The 15,836-nt window shown below is 72.6% G+C and carries 10 protein-coding genes and 2 tRNA genes; 9 read left to right on the top strand and 3 right to left on the bottom strand.

The window, feature by feature from the left end; translation table 11 throughout:
• The first annotated feature begins 2 nt into the window (after nucleotides 1-2).
• From PVK74_RS14160 to PVK74_RS14140, 5 genes are all read left to right on the top strand, one after another.
• Nucleotides 3-1,397 carry an alkaline phosphatase family protein gene (locus PVK74_RS14160; protein WP_187693116.1) on the top strand — a complete coding sequence of 465 codons (1,395 nt, stop codon included), beginning with the start codon at nucleotides 3-5 and terminating at the stop codon, nucleotides 1,395-1,397.
• Nucleotides 1,394-2,461: a polyprenyl synthetase family protein gene (locus PVK74_RS14155; RefSeq protein ID WP_043329105.1), complete on the top strand. Its 1,068-nt coding sequence runs from the start codon at nucleotides 1,394-1,396 to the stop codon at nucleotides 2,459-2,461. Before PVK74_RS14160 ends, PVK74_RS14155 begins: the two co-directional genes overlap by 4 nt.
• Before the next feature lie 221 nt (nucleotides 2,462-2,682).
• Nucleotides 2,683-5,517, top strand: a complete 2,835-nt coding sequence (locus PVK74_RS14150; RefSeq protein ID WP_187693117.1) for an RICIN domain-containing protein — start codon at nucleotides 2,683-2,685, stop codon at nucleotides 5,515-5,517.
• A gap of 20 nt (nucleotides 5,518-5,537) precedes the next feature.
• Complete coding sequence (locus PVK74_RS14145) at nucleotides 5,538-7,634, top strand: ThuA domain-containing protein (protein WP_187693118.1); 2,097 nt, start codon at nucleotides 5,538-5,540, stop codon at nucleotides 7,632-7,634.
• A gap of 174 nt (nucleotides 7,635-7,808) precedes the next feature.
• A complete protein-coding gene (locus PVK74_RS14140) occupies nucleotides 7,809-8,816 on the top strand; it encodes a sugar phosphate isomerase/epimerase family protein (RefSeq protein ID WP_043329109.1) in 1,008 nt (335 codons plus the stop codon).
• Nucleotides 8,817-8,933: 117 nt separating this feature from the next.
• Here the strand turns inward: PVK74_RS14140 and PVK74_RS14135 are convergent, their stop codons facing one another.
• Together PVK74_RS14135 and PVK74_RS14130 are read right to left on the bottom strand one after the other, a co-directional pair.
• Nucleotides 8,934-10,118, bottom strand: a complete 1,185-nt coding sequence (locus tag PVK74_RS14135) for an ROK family transcriptional regulator (protein ID WP_166456707.1) — start codon at nucleotides 10,116-10,118, stop codon at nucleotides 8,934-8,936.
• A gap of 96 nt (nucleotides 10,119-10,214) precedes the next feature.
• The gene (locus tag PVK74_RS14130) at nucleotides 10,215-10,610 is read right to left on the bottom strand and encodes a hypothetical protein (protein ID WP_030503967.1); all 396 of its coding nucleotides are present in this window, start codon (nucleotides 10,608-10,610) and stop codon (nucleotides 10,215-10,217) included.
• 268 nt (nucleotides 10,611-10,878) lie between these two features.
• Between PVK74_RS14130 and PVK74_RS14125 the strand changes: the two genes are divergently transcribed.
• The 4 genes from PVK74_RS14125 to PVK74_RS14110 all read left to right on the top strand — a co-directional run bounded on the left by PVK74_RS14125 (nucleotide 10,879) and on the right by PVK74_RS14110 (nucleotide 14,691).
• Nucleotides 10,879-10,951, top strand: a tRNA-Asn gene (locus PVK74_RS14125).
• Nucleotides 10,952-11,125: 174 nt separating this feature from the next.
• Nucleotides 11,126-13,261 carry an MMPL family transporter gene (locus tag PVK74_RS14120; RefSeq protein ID WP_064448175.1) on the top strand — a complete coding sequence of 712 codons (2,136 nt, stop codon included), beginning with the start codon at nucleotides 11,126-11,128 and terminating at the stop codon, nucleotides 13,259-13,261.
• A complete protein-coding gene (locus PVK74_RS14115; protein WP_274479202.1) occupies nucleotides 13,254-14,489 on the top strand; it encodes an FAD-dependent oxidoreductase in 1,236 nt (411 codons plus the stop codon). The genes PVK74_RS14120 and PVK74_RS14115 overlap by 8 nt, the downstream gene beginning before the upstream one ends.
• Before the next feature lie 125 nt (nucleotides 14,490-14,614).
• Nucleotides 14,615-14,691 (top strand) — tRNA-Ile (locus tag PVK74_RS14110).
• Between the two features lie 14 nt (nucleotides 14,692-14,705).
• Here PVK74_RS14110 and PVK74_RS14105 read toward each other — a convergent pair.
• Nucleotides 14,706-15,692 carry a tyrosine-type recombinase/integrase gene (locus PVK74_RS14105; RefSeq protein ID WP_274479201.1) on the bottom strand — a complete coding sequence of 329 codons (987 nt, stop codon included), beginning with the start codon at nucleotides 15,690-15,692 and terminating at the stop codon, nucleotides 14,706-14,708.
• Nucleotides 15,693-15,836 lie beyond the last annotated feature (144 nt).

Below are 15,836 nucleotides of genomic sequence, written 5' to 3'. Positions count from 1 at the left end.
GCATGAGCCGGCGGCTGGTGGTGCTCGACGTGGTCGGGCTGACCCCGCGGCTGCTGGCGCACATGCCCCGGCTGCGCGCGGTGGCCGAGGCCGGGTTCGCCGCCGAGCTGGGCACCGTGCTGCCGGCGGTGACCTGCTCGGCGCAGTCCACGTTCCTCACCGGCGAGCTGCCCGCCGGGCACGGCGTGGTGGGCAACGGCTGGTACTTCCGCGACCTGGGCGAGGTGCTGCTCTGGCGGCAGCACAACGCGCTGGTCGGCGGCGAGAAGGTGTGGCAGGCGGCCCGCCGCGTCGAGCCGGGCTACCGGGTCGCGAACGTCTGCTGGTGGTACGCGATGGGCGCGGACGTGGACTGGACGGTCACGCCGCGCCCGGTCTACCACGCCGACGGGCGCAAGGAGCCGGACTGCTGGACCGACCCGCCGCGGCTGCGGGACACGCTCACCGACGCGCTCGGCACGTTCCCGCTGTTCAGCTACTGGGGGCCGGGCGCGGGGCTGCCGTCCTCGGCGTGGATCAGCCGGGCGGCGCAGCGCATCCTCGCCGACCACGCCCCCGACCTGACCCTTGTCTACCTGCCGCATCTGGACTACGACCTGCAACGCTTCGGTCCGTCCGGGCCGGAGGCCGCCGCCGCGGCGGCGGAGCTGGACACCGTGCTCGGCCCGCTGCTGGACGCGGCCCGTGATCGGGACGCTACTGTGGTGGCGTTGTCCGAGTACGGCATCACCGACGTGTCCCGCCCGGTGGACGTGAACCGGCTGCTGCGCGCCGAAGGATTGCTGCGGGTCTACACCCAGGCCGGGATGGAATACCTCGACCCGTGGACGTCACGCGCGTTCGCGGTGGCCGACCACCAGGTGGCGCACGTCTACGTCCGGGATCCGGCGGACGTGCCGGCGGTGGCGAAGCTCTGCGCGGCGCTGCCCGGCGTGGCCGAGGTGCTGGACGCCGCCGGGCAGGCCGGGTACGGCCTGGACCATCCCCGCTCGGGCGAGTTGGTGCTGGTGGCCGAGCCGGACTCCTGGTTCACCTACTACTACTGGCTGGACGACGCGCGGGCACCCGACTTCGCCCGGCTGGTGGAGATCCACCGTAAGCCGGGCTACGACCCGGCCGAGCTGTTCTTCGATCCGGCCGCTCCGGGCGCGGCGAAACGTCGTGCGGCGGTGGCGCTGGCACGCAAGAAGCTCGGCCTGCGCTATCTGATGAACGTGGTCGGGCTGGACGCCGGGGCGCGGGCGGTGCGTGGTTCGCACGGGCGCCTGCCGGCCGATCCGGCGGACGGCCCGGTGCTGCTCTGCTCCGACCCGGCCGCGATCCGGCCCCGGGTGGAGGCGACCGATGTGAAGGCGTTGTTGCTGGAACTCGCCGGATTGGCCTGGGAGGCACCATGACCGTGACCGTCGCACCGACCGACCCGGCCCTGCTTCGGGGCCGTTTCGACGCCGAGCTCGCCGCGTTCCTGGACGCGAGAGGGCCGGGTCGGCCGGACGACGGTACGGGGACTGTTCACTCCGCTTTGCGCCGGTTCGTGCTGGCCGGCGGGAAGCGGCTGCGACCGCTGTTCTGCTACTGGGGCTGGCGGGGCTTCGGCGGCCCGGACGAGCGGCCGATCGTGGTGGCCGCGGCGTCGCTGGAGCTGTTCCACGCGTTCGCGCTGATCCACGACGACATCGTGGACCGCAGTGACCGCCGCCGGGGCGCGCCCACGCTGCACCGCTTCTTCGCCGACCTGCACGAGCGGTCCGGCTGGCGCGGCGACCCGGCGGCGTACGGCCGGCAGGCGGCGGTGCTCTGCGGGGACCTCTGCGCCACCTGGTCGGCGCAGATGTTCCACGGCTGCGGGTTGCCGCCCGAGCGGCTGCGCGGCGGGCAGGTCCTGCTGGCCCGGATGCGCTCGGAGGTGATCGCGGGGGAGTACCTGGACGTGGTCGCGGCGGCCGGGGACGGTTCGGTGGCGAGCGCGCTCGCCGTGGTGCGGCTGAAGACGGCCCGTTACACGGTGACCCGTCCGGTGCAGATCGGCGCCGCGCTGGCCGGCGCGACGCCGGCGGAGGTGGCGGCGCTGGCCGGGTTCGGCGATCCCCTCGGGGACGCGTTCCAGCTCCGCGACGACGTCCTCGGCGTCTTCGGCGATCCGGCGGTGACCGGAAAGTCCAATCTGGACGACCTGCGCGAGGGCAAGCCGACGGTGCTGCTGGCGCTGGCCCGGGCGTCCGCCTCCCCGGCCGGGGTGGCCCGGCTGCGCGAGCTGGTCGGCGATCCGGCGCTGGATCAGGCGGGCGCCGCCGAGGTGCGGGGCATCGTCGAGGAGTCCGGCGCCCGGGAGGCGGTGGAGCGGATGATCCGTACCCGGGCCGACGCGGCAGTGGTCGCGCTGGACGCGGCGGGGCTCGCGGAGCCGGCCCGGCGGGTGCTCGCCGCGCTCGTGGAGCGGGCTGTCGACCGCCGCGAGTGACACCTACTTTTGTCGCGTGGCGGCGAAAGTGTAAGCCGATCGATCAGAAGCTATGGACAGGCTGATCGAAAGGTTTTAATGTCGTGCACAGTACCTAGCTGACCCGACGAGGCGATCCGCCCCCGTACCGCCCGCCTCGCCGAGGCGCAGCATCCCCCGCTCGGCATCCGGCGCGACGCGCGCCCGGTCCTGGCTGCGCGCGTCAGGAAGGACAGCACAGCATGTCCAGCCACCACCACCCCCGTGCCCGACGACCGTTCGCCGCTGCCGCAGCGCTGCTGCTCGCGGCCACCGCCGGCACCGTCACAGCGGCCGCGGCGCCCGTCCCGGCGTCCGCCCACCCGATCACGGCGAGCGACTTCCAGCAGGTCGAACTCGCCCGCGGCGTCGCCGAGACCGGCGAACCGATGTCCCTGGCGGTGCTGCCCGACCGGTCGGTCCTGCACACCGCCCGCAACGGCACGCTGCGCCGCACCGACGCGGCCGGCGCCACCACAGTCATCGGCACGCTGCCGGTCTACACCCACGACGAGGAGGGGCTGCAGGGCGTCGGCGTCGACCCCGGCTTCGCCTCCAACCGGCACATCTACCTCTACTACGCGCCGCCGCTGTCCACCCCCGCCGGCGACGCGCCCGCCACCGGCACCGACTTCTCCGCCTGGCAGGGCGTCAACCGGCTGTCCCGGTTCACGCTCAACGCCGACTTCACGCTCAACCAGGCCAGCAAGGTCGACGTGCTCGACGTACCGGCCGACCGGGGGCTGTGCTGCCACGTCGGCGGTGACATCGACTTCGACGCCGCCGGCAACCTCTACCTGTCCACCGGCGACGACACCAACCCGTTCGACTCGGCCGGATACGCGCCGATCGACGAGCGCACCAACCGCAACCCCGGGTACGACGCGCAGCGCAGCGCCGGCAACACCAACGACCTGCGGGGCAAGATCCTGCGGATCAAGGTGAACGCCAACGGCACGTACTCGATCCCGGCCGGCAACCTCTTCGCGCCCGGCACCGCGCGGACCCGCCCGGAGATCTACGCGATGGGCTTCCGCAACCCGTTCCGGATCAGCGTCGACAAGGCCACCGGCGTCGTCTACGTGGGCGACTACGGGCCGGACGCCGGCACCACCACCGCCCGCGGCCCGTCCGGGCAGGTCGAGTTCAACCGGGTCACCGGGCCCGGCAACTACGGCTGGCCGTACTGCACCGGCACCAACACGGCCGCCGAGACGTACGCCGAATGGGACTTCGCCACCGGCGCCGCCGGACCGAAGTACGACTGCACGGGCGGGCCGACGAACAACTCGTTCCGCAACACCGGCCTGACCACGCTGCCGGCGGCGAAGCCGTCCTGGATCCGCTACGCCGGTGACGCGGGCAGCCCGCCCGAGTTCGGCGGCGGCTCCGAGTCGCCGATGGGCGGTCCGGTCTACCGGTACGACGCGGCGAACCCGTCCACCACCAAGTTCCCGCAGTCGTTCGACGGGCAGTTCTTCGCCACCGAGTTCGGCCGGGGCTGGATCAAGCCGATCCACGTCAACGCGGACGGCTCACCCGGCACCATCGACAGCTTCCCGTGGACCGGCAAGCAGGTGATGGACTCCGCGTTCGGCCCGGACGGGGCGTACTACGTGCTCGACTACGGCACCGGCTACTTCAACGGCGACGCCAACTCGGCGCTGTACCGCTTCGACTACCTGGGCGGCGCCAACCGCGCCCCGGTGGCCCGCGCCGCCGCCGACCGGACCTCCGGCGCCGCGCCGCTCGCGGTGGCCTTCTCCTCGGCCGGCTCGTCCGACCCGGAGGGCGGCGCGCTGACGTACGCCTGGACGTTCGGCGACGGCGGCACCTCCACCGCGGCGAACCCCTCGCACACCTACACCGCCAACGGCAGGTACACCGCCACGCTCACGGTGCGCGACCCGCAGGGCGCCACCGGCACCGCCAGCGTGACGATCACCGTCGGCAACACCGCCCCGACTGTGGTCATCGAGACACCCGGCAACGGCAAGCTGTTCTCCTTCGGCGACACCGTGCCGTTCCGGATCACCGTCACCGACCCGGAGGACGCGACCATCGACTGCACGAAGGTCAAGATGACCTACGTGCTCGGCCACGACCAGCACGGCCACCAGATCACCTCGGCGACCGGCTGCACCGGCTCGATCGCCGTACCCGTCGACGGTGAGCACGACGACGCGGCGAACATCTTCGCGGTCTTCGACGCCGAGTACACCGACTCCGGCGGCCTCACCACGCACACCCAGCACACACTCCAGCCCCGGCACCGGCAGGCCGAGCACTTCAAGACCTCGTCCGGGATCAACACGTTCGACAAGGCCACCGCCGAGGGCGGCAAGACCGTCGGCGACATCCACAACGGAGACTGGATCGCGTTCCAGCCGTACCTGCTCGCCGACGCCACCGGGTTCACCGCCCGGGTGTCGTCCGCCGGGGCCGGCGGCACGCTCCAGGTACGGGCCGGCTCGGCCACCGGCGCCGTCCTCGGCTCGGCCACCGTCCCGGTCACCGGCGCCTGGGACACGTTCACCACAGTCACCGGCACGATCGCCAATCCGCCGGCCGGCACCACCACGCTCTATCTGACGTTCGCCGGTGGCACCGGGGCGCTCTACGACCTGGACGCGTTCACGCTCACCACGTCGGCCGTGCGCACCGGCCCGGTGAAGGGCCTGGCCGGCAAGTGCCTGGACGTGCGCAACGCCGCCACCGCCGACGGCACGCAGATCCAGCTCTACACCTGCAACGGCACGACGGCGCAGTCGTGGACCGTGACGCCGAACGCCACGGTGAAGGCGCTCGGCAAGTGCCTGGACGTGTCCGGCGGGGCCAGCGCGGACGGCACGAAGATCCAGCTCTACGCGTGCAACGGCACCGGCGCGCAGAACTGGTCGGCGCAGGCCGACGGGACGCTGCGCAACCCGCAGTCGGGCAAGTGCCTGGACGTGTCTGGCAACAACTCGGCCGACGGCACGGCGGTGCACCTGTGGACCTGCACGGGTGCGGCCAACCAGAAGTGGACGCTGCCGTGAGGTGGGAAGGAAGAACGCCGATGAGACTCCTCCGTATCGCGCTGGTCGCGGTGACCGCCGTGGCCGCCACCAGCGCCGGCACCCCGGCGAGCGCCGCCGACGCCCCCTACGACGTGCTCGTCTTCTCCAAGACCGCCGGCTTCCGCCACGACTCCATCGCGGTCGGCACGCAGGCTGTGCGGGAGCTTGGCGCGGCGAACAACTTCACGGTCACCGCGACCGAGGACGCCGCCCAGTTCACCACCGCCAACCTGGCCCGTTTCGAGGCGGTGATCTTCCTCAACACCACCGGGGACGTCTTGAACGCCACCCAGCAGTCGGCGTTCGAGGCGTACATCGGCGCCGGCGGCGGGTACGTCGGCGTGCACTCCGCCGCCGACACCGAGTACGACTGGCCGTTCTACGGCAACCTCGTCGGCGCGTGGTTCGCGTCCCACCCGGCCATCCAGCCGGCCACCGTCAAGGTGGAGGACCGGGCGCACGCGGCCACCGCGCACCTGCCGCAGCAGTGGAACCGCACCGACGAGTGGTACGACTACCGCTCCAACGCCCGCTCCACCGCGCACGTGCTGGCCAGTCTCGACGAGTCCTCGTACTCGGGCGGCTCGATGGGCGGCGACCACCCGCACGCCTGGTGCAAGACGTACAGCGGTGGCCGGTCCTTCTACACCGGCGGCGGCCACACCCAGGCCTCCTACGCCGACGCGGCGTTCCGCAACCATCTGCTCGGCGGCATCCGCTACGCGGCCGGGCGCACGAAGGCCGACTGCCGGCCGGAGACCGGCTACACCGCGCTCTACAACGGCGGCACCACCGGCTGGTCGCAGGCCGGGCCGGGCAGCTTCACCAACACCGACGCCACGCTCACCTCGGTCGGCGGCATGGGCCTGTACTGGTACAGCGCGAAGCAGTTCACCAACTACTCGCTGAAGCTGGACTGGCGGCTGGCCGGTGACGACAACTCGGGCGTGTTCGTCGGCTTCCCGCCGTCGAGCGACCCGAACTCGGCGGTGGACAACGGCTACGAGATCCAGATCGACCCCACCGACGCCGCCGACCGGACCACCGGCGCGATCTACGGCTTCAAGTCCGCCGACCTGGCGGCCCGGGACGCGGCGCTGAACCCGGCGGGGGAGTGGAACACCTACGAGATCCTGGTCGAAGGGGAACGGCTGCAGGTGTTCCTCAACGGCGTACGCATCAACGACTTCACAAACACCGATCCGGTGCGGTCGCTCGCCGGGCACGTCGGCATCCAGAACCACGGCACCGGCGACGACGTGTCGTTCCGCAACATCCGGATCAAGGAGCTGGGCGGGACGCCGCCGCCGACCGGCAACACCACGGTCCAGGCCGAGGCGTTCGGTTCGGCCAGCGGCGTCAGCGCGTACCCCAAGGCCGGTGCCAACGGCGGCCAGACCCTGGGGTACGTGGATCCGGGCGACTGGGCCGCGTACCCGGGGCTGGACCTGACCGGTGTGACGTCGCTGCGCGCCCGGGTGGTCTCCGGCGGCCCCGGCGGCACGCTCCAGGTGCGGACCGGCTCGCCGACCGGACCGTTGCTCGGCCAGGTGGCGGTGCCGAACACCGGGAGCTGGACCACGTTCGCCGACGTGTCCACCGCGCTCACCGGCGTGCCGTCCGGTACGCAGACCGTGCACCTGACGTTCGCCGGCAGCGGCACCGGCCTGTTCGACGTGGACGACTTCACGCTGGTCCGCGGCACCGCAAGCGGCGGCACCGGCCCGATCAAGGGGCTGGCCGGCAAGTGCCTGGACGTGCGGAACGCCTCGTCGGCGGACGGCACCCAGATCCAGCTCTACACCTGCAACGGCTCGACGGCGCAGACGTGGACGGTGACGCCGAACGGGCCGGTGAAGGCGCTGGGCAAGTGCCTGGACGTCTCCGGCGGCGGCAACGCGAACGGCACGAAGATCCAGTTGTGGTCGTGCAACGGCACCGGCGCGCAGACCTGGTCGGCGCAGGCGGACGGGACGCTGCGCAACCCGTCGTCGGGCAAGTGCCTGGACGTGTCCGGCAACAACTCGGCCGACGGCACGGCGGTGCACCTGTGGACGTGCACGGGCGCGGCGAACCAGCGCTGGACCCTGCCCTGAGGTAGGCCATAGAGTGGAGGCGGCGACCGCGAGGTGGCCGGTGACCCGGCGGGAGGCGCAACCCGCCCGGGAGGCAGACGCTCCGGCGTCCACCGGTGCCCTCAGGCCGCCGCCTCCGGTCGTCCTCGCCCCGGTCCGCGACGGAATCCCCCATCACCACAGGGGAGAAGGACAATGGCGCGACCCATCACGCTCTTCACCGGCCAGTGGGCCGACCTTCCGTTCGACGAGGTCTGCCGGCTCGCCGCCGAGTGGGGCTACGACGGGCTGGAGATCGCCTGCTGGGGCGACCACTTCGAGGTGGACAAGGCGCTCGCCGACGACTCGTACGTCGAGCGCAAGCGGGCCACCCTGGCCAAGCACAACCTTCAGGTGTTCGCCATCTCCAACCACCTGGTCGGGCAGGCCGTCTGCGACCACCCGATCGACGAGCGGCACCAGGACATCCTGCCGGCCCGGATCTGGGGCGACGGCGAGCCGGAAGGGGTGCGGCAGCGGGCCGCCGAGGAGATCAAGGACACCGCGCGGGCGGCGGCGAAACTCGGCGTACGCACCGTCGTCGGCTTCACCGGCTCGTCCATCTGGCACACGGTGGCCATGTTCCCGCCGGTGCCACCGGCCATGATCGAGCGCGGCTACCAGGACTTCGCCGACAGGTGGAACCCGATCCTGGACGTGTTCGACGAGGTGGGCGTGCGGTTCGCGCACGAGGTGCACCCCAGCGAGATCGCGTACGACTACTGGACCACGAAGCGCACGCTGGAGGCGATCGGGCACCGGGAGGCGTTCGGGCTCAACTGGGACCCGTCGCACTTCGTCTGGCAGGAGCTGGACCCGGTGAACTTCATCTTCGACTTCGCCGACCGGATCTACCACGTCGACTGCAAGGACGCGAAGGTCCGTACCGGGGACGGCCGCCGCGGCCGGCTCTCCTCCCACCTGCCCTGGGCCGACCTGCGGCGCGGCTGGGACTTCGTCTCCACCGGCCACGGTGACGTGCCGTGGGAGGACTGCTTCCGGGCGCTGAACGCGATCGGCTACGACGGCCCGATCTCGGTCGAGTGGGAGGACGCCGGCATGGACCGCCTGGTCGGCGCGCCGGAGGCGCTCCAGTTCGTCCGCCGCCTGGCGTTCGACGCCCCGAGCGCCGCCTTCGACGCCGCCTTCAGCAGCCGCGACTGACCCTCCTTCTGCCGCTCGCGATCTTGCACTTGCGGCCCACGTGATGCCGCTTATGCCCGTCTCGGGAGGGCCGCAAGTGCAAGATCGACGGGGTGAGGGCGCGGGCGGGGGCGGGGGTCAGCGGGCGGCGTAGGTCTGGGTGCTGACCAGGTGGGCCGCGCCGATCAGGGCGGCGGTGTCGCCGAGGTCGGACAGGACGATCGGCAGGCTGCCGGTGGCCAGCGGCGTGGAGCGCCGGTAGACCACGCCCCGGATCTCGGCGAGCAGGACCGGCCCGATCCCGGCCGGCGCGCCCCCGATGATGACGATGGCCGGGTTGACGAAGCTGACCAGCCCGACCAGCACCTGCCCGAGCCGGCGGGCGGCGTCGCGGACGATGGTCTGCGCCGCCGGGTCGCCCTCGGTGGCCGCCGCCGCCACGTCGGCCACCGCCAGCGTCCCGGCCGCGGCCAGCCGGTCCGCGAGCACCGTCGAGCGCCCGGCCCGCGCGGCCGTCACCGCCTCCCGCACCAGCGCGGCATCCCCGCAGTACGCCTCGACGCACCCGTTGTTGCCGCAGCCGCAGAGCGGCCCGTCCTCGCTGAGCTGGAGGTGGCCGATGTCGCCGGCCCCGCTGGCCGCGCCCCGGTAGAGCGAGCCGGCGAGCACCAGCCCGCAGCCGACCGCGTCGCCCAGCTTGACGGCGAGGAAGTCGTCGAACGGGCGGCCGGTGCCGGCGTGCCGTTCACCGAGGGCCATCGCGTTGGCGTCGTTGTCGACCTGCACCGGGCAGCCCAGCTCGGCGGCGAGCGTGTCGCGTACCGGGAAGCGGTGCCAGCCGGGCAGGGCCGGCGGGGAGACCGGCGTGCCGTCGCGGACCTCGACCGGCGCGGGCAGCGCGACACCGACGCCGGTCAGCGACGTCAGCCCCGCCTCGACGCGAAGCTTGCCGAGCAGCTCGACCATGCGTCCGACCACCACGTCCGGGCCGAGCCGGACGTCCACCGGCTCGTCGTGCCGGGCCAGCGGGTTCAGCTCGCCGTCGGTGAGCGCGACCCGCAGCGTGCCGCCGCCGACGAGCACCGCGCCGAACCGGACCTGCGCGCCGATGCGCAGCAGCGACGACCGTCGCCCGCCCCGCGAGGCAGCCGGGCCGGCGCTCTCCACCAGGCCCAGCGCGGTCAACCGGTCCACCTCGGCGGCGAACCGGGCCCGCGGCAGGCCGAGGAGGTCGGTCAGCTCGACCCGGGACCGCGGGCCGTCGTCGCGCAGCAGGCGCAGCAGCCGCGCCTGATCCGCCGTTTCCGGTCCGACCATCGGCATGTGGTCACCTCCCCACGGAGAATGTGCCACATCGGCGCCCGAGCACACGGGAGCGGGCCGGTCACCCGGAGGTGACCGGCCCGCTGTCCGCTTGCGTCAGAGCGTGTTGCCGGTGGACGGCTTGGTGCTCGTGCCGGTCGTGGTCGAGCCGGACGCGCTGGTCGAACTGGTCGAGCCCGTGCCGTTGGCGCTGCGGCTGCCGACCGCGGCCGGCGTGCCCGCGAACGGCTTGTCGGCCTCGGTCATGCCCGGCTTGCCACCGTTGCCGGTGGCGAGCTTCTCACCCAGCTTGGTCTGCCCCAGCTTGTCCTTGCCCTCGGAGTAGAGCCGGGTCGCCTGGGCCTGCGCGACCCCGGCCGCCTCCTGGACGGTCGGGTGGTCGAGCACCTTGCGCCCGCGGACCACCAGCTCCTCGTACTTCTCCCGGCCGGCACGGGCGCCCAGGACGAATCCCGCAGCCAGCCCGCCAAGAAACATGATCTTTCCGCGCATGGCGGCTCCTTCCGTACCTGACGCTCTTGCCGATTTCCGCCGGCTCGGCGGAACGACCATCTTGCGCCTGCGTTCTCTGTCGACGGCTAACTACCCATCCTGCTCTCCGCTCATGCCTCCCTGTGCCGAGATGGCGATTTGTCCGTAATCCTGGCGCGTCCGCCGGTCCGGTCCTCCTCCGGTAACCCCCTGGCGCACAACCCCCCGATGTCCTGTACTCTTGTCCCCGTCGCACGGAGCGGAGAGATCCGATCCGAGCGGTGCACGGTCCCCTGTAGCTCAATTGGCAGAGCAGCCGGCTGTTAACCGGCAGGTTATTGGTTCGAGTCCAATCGGGGGAGCTTCGCTCCACGTCACGCCCGTCGGCCCTGCCGGCGGGCGTTTCCCGTTCCGGCCCCTCGCGTGTCCCGGCTGCCCGGTTTCCGCCCGCGAGTCGTCAGTCGCCCGGCAGGATGGTCGGCGTCGACCTAGACTCCCGCTGCGTCGATTGTTGCGTCGATTCGAGGACGGTGGAGATGGCCGCAGGACGCAGCCGCTGGACCGCGACGCTGATCGCGGTAGCCGTGGTGCTCGGCTGGCTGATCATCGGCGGCGTCGCCGGGCCGTACTCGGGCAAGCTCGGCGAGGTCTCCACCAACGACAACGCCTCCTTCCTGCCGGCCGACGCCGAGGCCACCCGCGCGCAGGACCTGGCCGCCGGATTCGTCGACCGGGAGACCACGCCGGCGCTCGTGGTCTACGAACGCGCCGGCGGCCTCACCCCGGCCGACCAGCAACGGATCCAGGCCGACGCGGCCCGCTTCGCCGACGTACCGGGCGTGGTCGGCCCGCTGCCGCCACCGGTCGTCAGCCAGGACCGGCAGGCCGCCCAGGTGATCGTGCCGATCGACAGCGGCGAGGGCGAACAGATCCGCGCGGTGGTGGAACGCCTGCGCGACATCGCCGGCCCGGACCGCGACGGGCTCACCGTCGACGTCGCCGGACCCGCCGGGCTGCTCGGCGACCTGATCGAGGTGTTCGGCGCGATCGACGGACCGCTGCTGCTCGTCACCCTCACCGTGGTCCTGGTCATCCTCCTCGTCGTCTACCGCAGCCCGGTGCTGTGGATCTTCCCGCTGCTGGCCGCCGGGATGTCGTACTCGCTGGCGGCCGTCTTCGTCTACCTGCTCGCCGACCACGACATCGTCAAGCTCAACGGGCAGGCACAGGGCATCCTCACCGTGCTCGTGTTCGGCGCCGGCACCGACTACGCGCTGCTGCTCATCGCCCGCTACCGGGAGGAGCTGCACCGGCACGAGCGGCCCTGGGACGCGATGAAGACCGCCTGGAAGGGCGCCGCGCCGGCCATCGTCGCCTCCGGCGCCACAGTCATCGTCAGCCTGCTCTGTCTGCTGCTGTCCAGTCTCAACTCCAACCGGGCGCTCGGCCCGGTGAGCGCCGTCGGCATCGCCGCCACGCTGCTGGTGATGCTCACGTTCCTGCCCGCGCTGCTGGTCCTCGGCGGCAGGTGGGCGTTCTGGCCCCGGCGGCCCCGGCACGACGAGGCCGACCCGCGCGCCGAGCACGGCATCTGGGCGCGGATCGCCGGCTTCGTGGCGCGCCGCTCCCGTACCGTCTGGGTCGTCACCGCCGTGGCGCTCGCCGTGCTCGCGATCGGGGTGACCCAGCTCGGCGCCACCACGCTCGGCCAGTCCCAGCTGTTCACCCAGCGCACCGACTCGGTGGCCGGGCAGGAGGTCATCGACAGGCACTTCCCGGCCGGCACCGGCAGCCCCGCCACCATCTTCACCACCCAGGACACCGCGCGGCAGGTCGCCCAGGTGGCGCAGGGCGTACCGGGAGTCGCCTCGGTGCTGCCGCTCGGCCAGCGCGGCGAGAACGCGCCGCCCGACCCGAACGCGCCCCCCAAGGTGGTCGACGGGCGGGTGCAGCTCAACGTCACGCTCGCCGACGCGCCGGACAGCAACGGCGCCGAGCGGACCATCCGCGACCTGCGCGAGGCGGTGCACCGGGTGCCCGGCGCGGACGCCGTGGTCGGCGGCTTCACCGCGATCAACGTGGACACCGCCGACGCCTCCGTCCGCGACCGCAACGTGATCATCCCGGTGGTGCTGCTGGTCATCGCGGTCATCCTGGCCGTGCTGCTGCGCGCCCTGGTCGCCCCGGTGCTGCTGATCGCCACGGTGGTGCTGTCGTTCCTGGCCACGCTCGGCCTCTGCGCGCTGCTGTTCAAGTACGTGTTCGACTTCCCCGGCGTCGACCAGTCGTTCCCGCTGTTCGCGTTCGTCTTCCTGGTCGCGCTCGGCATCGACTACAACATCTTCCTGATGAGCCGGGTCCGGGAGGAATCGGTACGCCGCGGCACCCGCGCCGGTGTGCTCGTCGGCCTGGCCGTCACCGGCGGCGTGATCACCTCCGCCGGCATCGTGCTCGCCGCCACGTTCTCCGCGCTCGCCGTACTGCCGCTCGTTGTGCTCGTCGAGCTGGGCGTGGCCGTCGCCGTCGGCGTCCTGCTCGACACCATAGTGGTCCGCTCGCTGCTGGTGCCCGCGCTCGCGTACGACATCGGGCCGAAGGTCTGGTGGCCGGGCCGGTTGTCGCGGTCGCACCGCGAGGGCGACCGGGCCGGCGCGGGGGTGGACCGTGCCTGACACCGACGTGGTGGTCGTCGGCGGCGGCCTGGCCGGTCTCGCCGCCGCCCGGCGGCTGCACCGGGCCGGCGTGCCCTGGCGGCTGCTGGAGGCGAGCGACCGGCTCGGCGGGCGGGTCGCCACCGACCGCGTCGACGGGTTCCTGCTGGACCGCGGCTTCCAGGTGCTGAACACCGCGTACCCACGGCTGGCCGGCCTGGTCGACGTCGGCGCCCTCGAGATGGGCTGGTTCACGCCCGGCGTGCTGGTGCGCCGCGGCGACCGGCTGGAACGACTCGTCAACCCGCTGCGCGAGCCCGCCGGCGCGCCCGCCACGCTCACCGCCGGCATCGGGACACTGACCGACCGGCTGCGCTTCGGCGCGCTCGCCGCCGGCTACGCGACGCTGCCGGTCGGGCGGCTGCTCAACACACCCGAGACCAGCGCCGAGAAGGCGCTGCGCCGGGCCGGGCTCTCCGACGCGATCATCGAGGAACTGCTCCGGCCGTTCCTGTCCGGCGTGCTGCTCGACCGCGAGCTGGCCACCTCCAGCCACGTCCTCGCGGTCATCATGCGCTCCTTCGCCCGGGGCCGCATCGGCCTGCCCGCGGACGGCATGGCGGCGCTGCCCCGGGCGCTCGCCGCGCCGCTGCCCGCCGAGCTGATCGACCTGAACACCCCGGTCACCGAGGTCGCGCCCGGCCGCGTCCGCACCCCGTCCGGCGAGATCACCTGCCGCGCCGTCGTGGTCGCGGCCGACCCGCCGGCGGCGGCCACGCTGCTGCCCGGGCTGCCGAGGGTACGCATGCACGCCTACACCACCTATTACCACCGCACCGAGACGGCGCCACTGGACGAGCCGATCCTGCTGCTCGACGGCGACCGGCGGGAAACGATCGCCAACACGGTGGTGGTGAGCCGGGCCGCGCCCACGTACGCCCCGGATGGCCAGCACCTGGTCGCCACCTCGGTGGTCGGCCCGCAGACCCCACCCGAACCGGTGATCCGCCGCGAGCTGGACCGCCTCTACGGCCGCTCCACCGCCGACTGGACCCACCTCACCACCGTCACCGTGCCGGACGCGCTGCCCGCCGCCCCGCCGCCGCAGGGCCGCCTGCGCAAGCCGGTCGCGCTCGGCGACGGCCTGTACGTGGCCGGGGACCACCGGGACAGCCCGTCCATCCAGGGCGCGCTCGCCAGCGGCTGGCGCACGGTCGGCGCCGTCATCGCCGATCTGCGGCGCGCGTAGAGCCGTTGGCCGGTGGGTTGCGCGTTGTTATCCTCGCGTAGCCCATCGTGCTGTCGCGGTAGTCTTTCCGCCCGGCCGGTGGTGGTCCGCGAAACGATCGGCGGGTTACGATCCGGCGCGGTGACGGGGCGGTAGCTCAGCCGGTTAGAGCAGGGGACTCATAATCCCTCGGTCGCGGGTTCGAACCCCGCCCGCCCCACCAGCCGTTTTCCCAGCTCAGCCATGCTGGGGACGACCCAGGCGAACCGCGTCCAGGTCCGGACCCAGGCTCACAGTCCGCACTGAGTCCGCAGCGGCACGACCCGCCGCCCGGTCGAGGCGATCCGCCACCTGGTCCAGGTCGTCCTCGAACAGGTCCGCGTACACGTCCAGCGTCATGGCCGCCGAGGCGTGCCCGAGCATCCGCTGCACCGCCTTGACGTTGGCGCCCTCAGCCACCGCGAGACTGGCCGCCGTATGCCGCAGCTCGTGCGGAGTCAGGCCCGCGAGCCCGACCGACACCGCAGCCCGATCGAAGACGCGGCGACGGAAGTTGTTGTTACGCAACACCTCGCCGGTCGGGGAGGTGAACACCAGCTCGTCACCGGAACGACCGGCGATCTGCGCGGCGATCGGCTCGACCAGGAACCGGGGGAGCGGCACCGACCGCCGCTGATGAGTCTTGGGCGTACCGAACACCGCCCGACCGTTGACCTCGGTCACCGACTCCGCCACCAGCAGCCGGCGCTTCACCAGGTCCACCCGCCGCACGCGCAGCGCGGCCAGCTCGCCCCACCGCAACCCGGTGTAGGCCAGCACCCGGATGATCAGCCCGTGAGGCTCTGCCGCTGCCGCCAGCTCGCCCACCTGGCCGTGCGACAGGAACACCTTCTCAGCCCTGCCGATCCGTGGCAGCCGCACACCTGACGCGACGTTGCGAGTCAGCCGACCATCCCGAACGGCGAGGGCCAGCAGCAGCGAGAACACCCGGTGCGCTTGCCGAACGGTGGACGGCGCAAGACCGGCCTGCGTCATCCGGCGCACCCACTCACCAACGTCGGCGTGCGTGACTGCCGAAAGCGCGACGCGTTCCCACACCGGAAGCACCTGCCGGCGCAGAAGACTGCCGTACCGCTGGCGAGTCGACGGCTTGAGCTGCACCTGATTGGCGAACCACCGGGCAGCCCAGTCACCAACCGTGACCCGCGACAGAGCCGGATCCACCCACTCACCGCGGGCAAGTGCCGTCTTCATCAAGGCGGCCCGCAAGCGGGCCGCGCCGGCCGCGCTCGGCCTGCTGGCGGCGCAAGCGCCGGCATCGGCCGGCGCGCCGGCCGTTAAGAGCCTTTGCCTCCGGCGGGGGCCAGA

The organism is Micromonospora chalcea, assembly GCF_028768405.1.
In the GTDB taxonomy this organism is placed as follows: domain Bacteria; phylum Actinomycetota; class Actinomycetes; order Mycobacteriales; family Micromonosporaceae; genus Micromonospora; species Micromonospora chalcea.
Note: the sequence above shows the minus strand (reverse complement) of the source record. Positions and strands in the feature narration are given on the sequence as shown.